Source organism: Vibrio sp. 2134-1 (assembly GCF_033339495.1).
In genome coordinates this window covers 1-6,232 of the sequence record NZ_JAWOUS010000052.1, presented here as the reverse complement: position 1 = coordinate 6,232, position 6,232 = coordinate 1, and the positions used below count along the sequence as shown (strand labels likewise).

Below are 6,232 nucleotides of genomic sequence, written 5' to 3'. Positions count from 1 at the left end.
GCTTAGCGGAAAGTTCTTTTACCCTCAGCCGAAATGCCTGCCGTTGCTAGACATTGCCAGCCAGTGCCCGTCACTCCGCGGTCTTCACTGCGTGATCGAGTTGATCGACACCCGCCGTGACACGCTCCATGAAGTGCCTGCCTGCGTCTGTTAGCCGAACGCCCCGCGCATGGCGCTCAAATAGCAGGACACCAAGGTTATCCTCCAGCGCTTTCACACGCGCGCTGACGCTCGACTGGCTGATACCAAGTGCCTTGGCCGCATGCCGAAAATTCAGATGCTCGGCGACGGCGATGAACTGAACAAGGGAAATGAGCGGTATCCTGCCAGACAGGATACCGACATTCACGAGGTTTCGATGGTTAGTGCGCCGCATCGGAGCGGGCCTGCTACCAGTCGTCGGTTAGACGACTGGCGACTTCTCGGTGGCAGCCCCACGGAGCCGAAGGAGCACCAGCCCCAACGAAACCAGTACCGCCATCGCCGTGGCGTAACAGATCACGGGCCACGCTGTGTCACCGTTTAAAAGTGCCACCGCCAATGTCCCGACAATGCTGACTATCAGGCTTTGAACGCAGAAGTAGAACGCGACCGCTGATCCCGCGATGTCGTCGAACTCTGCCAAAGCGCCGTTCGCGGTAACGGACACCGTGAAGACAATACCGACCGCGACAACCCACATCGGTAGGATGAAGGTGAGGAATGACGGCGAGCCGTAAAGTTCGCCGATCCCCAACAGGACCGCTCCGCAAACAAGCAACGCCATCCCACGCGCCACGCATCCTGCGATGCCCCATCTGGCGACAAAGGACTTCGCGAAACGGGTTGTCACGATCATTACAAGCGCGACAGTGGCGAAGGCAAAGCTGAATCCGATCTCGGAATATTCCGCTTGGCCTATGAGCACACGGGGAGCCGTCGAGAAGAAGACGAAGTAGGTGCCCATACCGGCGCTAAAGCCGACAGTGTAAACCCAAAAAGCCGGACTCGCGAAGATCGGCAAGACAGATCGGCGCGTCTTGACTTGATCCAGAGGGCGGGTTTCGTGCCACCTGAAACCCGCATTTAGGAGTGCGAGCATCGCCAGTATAGCCAAAGTAATGAATATCGCCTGCCATCCCAAGAACTCGCCGATCAATACTCCGGCGATAGGGCCGAGCGCAGGCACGAACGCCAGCATCGAACTGAAAAGGCCGTAGATGACGACACCCTCAGGACGGTTGGCATAAACGTCGCGAACCGTCGCGAACGTCGCCACCAGCATGGCCGACGCGCCCACTGCTTGAAGTAGACGGAAAGCGACAAAGGCCGGTGCAGTTGAAGACCAAGCTGCTCCCAGAGACGCAATGACGAAAGCCGTTGCGCCCGCAAGTAGAATTGGCCGTCGCCCGATTCTGTCTGAGAGCGGACCAAAAATCACCTGGCCCACGCCGAGCATCACCATATAGAGGCTCAACGTGAGTTGGATCATAGCGGGCGTCGTGTTCAGGATGCCGGGCATCGCTGGAACGACAGGGAGATAAATATCCATCGCCAGTGAAGCGAGGATGTCGAAAGGAGCCATCAGCAGCAGTGCTGCCGGCAGCGTATAGGCCCACGCGGGGCGTGTGGTGGTCATGACGAATCAACCCTCGATTAAGGAATACCGGGCGACGTCTGCTCGTCAGCAATCAGATGAGACTAGCCTTACAGAGCGCCGCAACAACAATACTGGTTGTTGCGGCTTACTTGTCTGCTGACTTGGAATTTCCCATCTGATTACTCCACGCTTACGAATATGAATTGCTACATTTTATCCGATTATCTTTTGCTTCGCAATGCGGCATGGGCGCACTCAGCGTTCCAGCCCCCTCTGCCGCCCTAACTGCCACGACACCGACCCGCCCTGCACGATGCCCATAACCTCGCGGCCGAGTTGGCGGTCGATGATCGGCCGCCACGGGACAAGGGTGAACTCATGGGATTTCTCGACCACGGCGAACTTGCCGCTCGATAGATGCACGGTTCCGGTAAACTTGCCGCTGACGCTCTCGCCGTCCGTGGCGGCGCGGAACGGCAGGCCCTTACTCAAAGCCATATCCGATCCGACGCCGGCTACCTCGCGCTCCCGCAGGATGGCGAGAAGGTTGCGCCGGTAGAAGACGCGGCTGTCCCGGCTGCGGGTGGCGTCGCCCTGTTCGATATGGTGCTCGCGGCGCTGGTCCATGGCTTCGCGGACTTGTTGCCCGAAGCCGGTTGGCGCAAGGTCGGCCGTCTCGCCGTGGATCAGCCGCCGGTCCAGCCAGGTCGCGCCGTCCGATCCGATCTGTTTGTTCAGATCGACCGGGGAAAGGACGCGAACGCTGGCCTGACTGTCTCGGCCGGCGTCATGGGCGGCGGCACGGCTGACCAGATCATCGGGGATGCGCCATTGGTCGGCGTCGATCCGCTCGACGATACCGGCCCGGCGTAGCGCCTCCAGCCGGCGCACATGGGCATCGACATAGCCCTCATAGTCGCCGCCTGGAACGCGGCACGTATAGGAAGAATAAACGCCCTTTTCACCCAAGTCCAACAGCTTTGGACCGCAGTTGACTCTTTCGACACCCCTGCGATGCAACCCAATCCGGCTGACGGGGAGCCAGCAACGCTGAAAATTTACCCTCCTCTTTCCCACTAGCGGCTCCTTTTCCGACAACCAGCACGGCGGATCCCTGCCGCGGCGCTGTGAACGCAGCATTTTGATTGGTATCGTTGGCCTTCAGGCTCGTCAGTCAAACAGACCCAGGAGCAGCTCAGCCGGTGGCGCCCGGCTTTCGGGTAACGCCCTGGTCCCGCTGGTTTCGGCTTTGTGCTTCAGGTGATCAAGGATCTGCTTGATCACTATAGGGTCTTCAATGCAGGCGATGACTTTCATGGCGCCGCCGCAGCCGCTGCAGGTCTCGATGTCGATATTGAAAACACGCTTGAGCCGTTGCGCCCATGTCATCGACGCTCGCCGTTGTGCTGGTGTTGCCGGTTCATCAGCCACCCTGACCTTGTTGCCCCTGCCCCGTTTTGCCGGCGTGACCAACGCCCGGTGCCGACTGTTGGGTGCGAACACCCCGTGGAAGCGGGTTAGGTTGACTCTGGGCTTCGGTACCAGGGCGGCCAGCCTTGCAATGAAATCCAATGGTTCGAAAATGACGTGCGTGGTGCCGTCCCGGTACGGCGTCTTGAGCTGGTAGCGCACGTTGCCGCCTCGTGTTAACGACAGCCGCTTCTCGGATACCGCCGGGCGGCTGATGTACCGGCACAGCCGTTCGAGCTTCTTGCGTTCATCGGCCCTGGCCGCCACGCCGGCGTGCAGGCTGGACCCGGCTACCTTGCCAATCCCGTCACCGAACGGATCACCACTGGTCGGCAGAGTTTGCAAAGTGAACACCTTTCGCCCCGCCTGTGAACCGACAGCGATACGGTAAGTGATCGAGTGCCCCAGCAGGGGTGTCATCGGGTCGTCATCCACCGCATCCGAGGCCAGATAGCTGTTTTCGACATCCCGTTCCAGCAGGCCTTGCCGTTCCAGATAGCGACCCACCCGGTGGGCGATGGTGTGCGTCAGCTGGGTGAGCTCTGGGCTGGTCGGCGCCTTGACCCAGCGGAAACGCGCTGAGCCGTGGGATTGCTCGACATACACACCGTCGAGAAACAGCATGTGGAAGTGAACATTCAGATTGAGCGCCGATCCAAAACGCTGGATCAGGGTGACCGCGCCCGTCTTGGCCACTTGGTGGGTATGGCCCGCTTTCTTGACCAGGTGCCAATACCCATCTTTGTATCAACTCCCCTTCCTGCCCGGCATCCCCGCAATTGATGACTTCAGAACAAGATGCTACCAATTTTTCAATAACAGCAAATTGCCTTTTTACTCCATCGTTATCAATTAGTTTAATGCCAAATTTTTTAGGTACAATTGGCAGATCTTCCAATTTCCAGTATTTCCAATTTTCTTTGTAATCATGGGGTTCATTCAATGTACACAGATGGCCAAAAGTCCAGGTTACCCAATAGCCATTTCCTTCATAAAAGCCGTTGTTGCGTTGTTTTGCACCAATTACTTCGGCAATATCTTTTGCCACAGAAGGTTTTTCAGCTATACATAAAATCATAAGGAGGCAAAGTTAGTAAGGTCGTTGAAGTTTTGAAACCGTTACATACAAAACATTTCAACAAAAACAGTAAGTTTTAGAGTTATTTACGTGTATATTTTTTTATTTCAAAAGCAAAAGCGTGTTTTTCATCAATACCCTGTTTCAGTACAGTTTCACTATTCCACTCAGATTCAGAAAATTTAGGAAAAAAAGTATCTGCGTCAAACACTCCATCTACTTGTGTGATATACATTTCTTGAAGGATGTTTCGCTGCATAACTTCTGCATAAATTTGTCCCCCACCAATGATGAAAACAGTTCTTTCGGTTTCATTTTTATAGAACTCTAAACATTCAGTAAGTGAAAAAAAGACATGAGCTCCTGGTGCTTGATAGCCGATTTGGTGAGTTAAAACGGCATTTTCACGATTTGGCAAGGGTCTAAATTTCTCAGGAATAGATTCATAATTTTTACGTCCGGTTATTACTACATGACCTGTTGAAGTTTCTTTAAAGAATTTCATATCAGCCGGCAATTTCCATAACAAATCGTTGTCTTTACCAATGCCAAAATTTTTATCCATGGCAACAATTAATGATAGTTTCATAATGATCGGTATTGAATAATTAATTTTTTATTTGAGGCATTAAGCACATGCAATAATTTCTCAATTGGTTTTTTCACCTTTTCTTTCAAATGTAACTCATCTGCAGTTTGAATCATACGTATAGGAAGAATAAACGCCCTTTTCACCCAAGTCCAACAGCTTTGGACCGCAGTTGACTCTTTCGACACCCCTGCGATGCAACCCAATCCGGCTGACGGGGAGCCAGCAACGCTGAAAATTTACCCTCCTCTTTCCCACTAGCGGCTCCTTTTCCGACAACCAGCACGGCGGATCCCTGCCGCGGCGCTGTGAACGCAGCATTTTGATTGGTATCGTTGGCCTTCAGGCTCGTCAGTCAAACAGACCCAGGAGCAGCTCAGCCGGTGGCGCCCGGCTTTCGGGTAACGCCCTGGTCCCGCTGGTTTCGGCTTTGTGCTTCAGGTGATCAAGGATCTGCTTGATCACTATAGGGTCTTCAATGCAGGCGATGACTTTCATGGCGCCGCCGCAGCCGCTGCAGGTCTCGATGTCGATATTGAAAACACGCTTGAGCCGTTGCGCCCATGTCATCGACGCTCGCCGTTGTGCTGGTGTTGCCGGTTCATCAGCCACCCTGACCTTGTTGCCCCTGCCCCGTTTTGCCGGCGTGACCAACGCCCGGTGCCGACTGTTGGGTGCGAACACCCCGTGGAAGCGGGTTAGGTTGACTCTGGGCTTCGGTACCAGGGCGGCCAGCCTTGCAATGAAATCCAATGGTTCGAAAATGACGTGCGTGGTGCCGTCCCGGTACGGCGTCTTGAGCTGGTAGCGCACGTTGCCGCCTCGTGTTAACGACAGCCGCTTCTCGGATACCGCCGGGCGGCTGATGTACCGGCACAGCCGTTCGAGCTTCTTGCGTTCATCGGCCCTGGCCGCCACGCCGGCGTGCAGGCTGGACCCGGCTACCTTGCCAATCCCGTCACCGAACGGATCACCACTGGTCGGCAGAGTTTGCAAAGTGAACACCTTTCGCCCCGCCTGTGAACCGACAGCGATACGGTAAGTGATCGAGTGCCCCAGCAGGGGTGTCATCGGGTCGTCATCCACCGCATCCGAGGCCAGATAGCTGTTTTCGACATCCCGTTCCAGCAGGCCTTGCCGTTCCAGATAGCGACCCACCCGGTGGGCGATGGTGTGCGTCAGCTGGGTGAGCTCTGGGCTGGTCGGCGCCTTGACCCAGCGGAAACGCGCTGAGCCGTGGGATTGCTCGACATACACACCGTCGAGAAACAGCATGTGGAAGTGAACATTCAGATTGAGCGCCGATCCAAAACGCTGGATCAGGGTGACCGCGCCCGTCTTGGCCACTTGGTGGGTATGGCCCGCTTTCTTGACCAGGTGCGTGGCAATGACGCGGTAAACGATGCCCAGCACCCACCCCATGATCTCGGGCCGGCTGGCAAACAGGAAACGCAGCTGAAACGGGAAGCTCAACACCCACTGACGCATGGGTTGTTCAGGCAGTACTTCATCAACC

At 55.7% G+C, this 6,232-nt stretch carries 5 protein-coding genes and 2 pseudogenes; all 7 read right to left on the bottom strand.

Going from position 1 to position 6,232, the window contains the following annotated elements:
- Positions 1–70 precede the first annotated feature (70 nt).
- On the bottom strand, positions 71–376 hold the full coding sequence (locus tag R7R78_RS23545) for a LysR family transcriptional regulator (RefSeq protein ID WP_001255015.1): 306 nt from the start codon (positions 374–376) through the stop codon (positions 71–73).
- A gap of 27 nt (positions 377–403) precedes the next feature.
- Positions 404–1,618 (bottom strand): chloramphenicol/florfenicol efflux MFS transporter FloR, encoded by a 1,215-nt coding sequence (gene floR, locus R7R78_RS23540; RefSeq protein WP_000214122.1) that lies wholly within the window; start codon positions 1,616–1,618, stop codon positions 404–406.
- Positions 1,619–1,834: 216 nt separating this feature from the next.
- On the bottom strand, positions 1,835–2,719 hold the full coding sequence (locus tag R7R78_RS23535) for a DUF3363 domain-containing protein (RefSeq protein ID WP_001447541.1): 885 nt from the start codon (positions 2,717–2,719) through the stop codon (positions 1,835–1,837).
- Positions 2,720–2,749: 30 nt separating this feature from the next.
- Positions 2,750–3,778 (bottom strand): annotated as a pseudogene (locus tag R7R78_RS23530) (IS91-like element ISVsa3 family transposase); the annotation flags it as partial.
- A gap of 13 nt (positions 3,779–3,791) precedes the next feature.
- Positions 3,792–4,127: pseudogene (locus R7R78_RS30020) on the bottom strand (toprim domain-containing protein); the annotation flags it as partial.
- Between the two features lie 82 nt (positions 4,128–4,209).
- Complete coding sequence (locus tag R7R78_RS23525; RefSeq protein WP_086371372.1) at positions 4,210–4,722, bottom strand: dihydrofolate reductase; 513 nt, start codon at positions 4,720–4,722, stop codon at positions 4,210–4,212.
- Between the two features lie 345 nt (positions 4,723–5,067).
- On the bottom strand, positions 5,068–6,232 hold a 1,165-nt coding region (locus R7R78_RS23520; protein WP_000320694.1), incomplete at its 5' end, for an IS91-like element ISVsa3 family transposase.

Bases quoted from the DNA above. Each gene is read 5' to 3' on its own strand.
- R7R78_RS23545 (WP_001255015.1), bottom strand. From the start codon at position 376: ATGCGGCGCACTAACCATCGAAACCTCGTGAATGTCGGTATCCTGTCT.
- floR (WP_000214122.1), bottom strand. From the start codon at position 1,618: ATGACCACCACACGCCCCGCGTGGGCCTATACGCTGCCGGCAGCACTG.
- R7R78_RS23535 (WP_001447541.1), bottom strand. From the start codon at position 2,719: ATGCTGCGTTCACAGCGCCGCGGCAGGGATCCGCCGTGCTGGTTGTCG.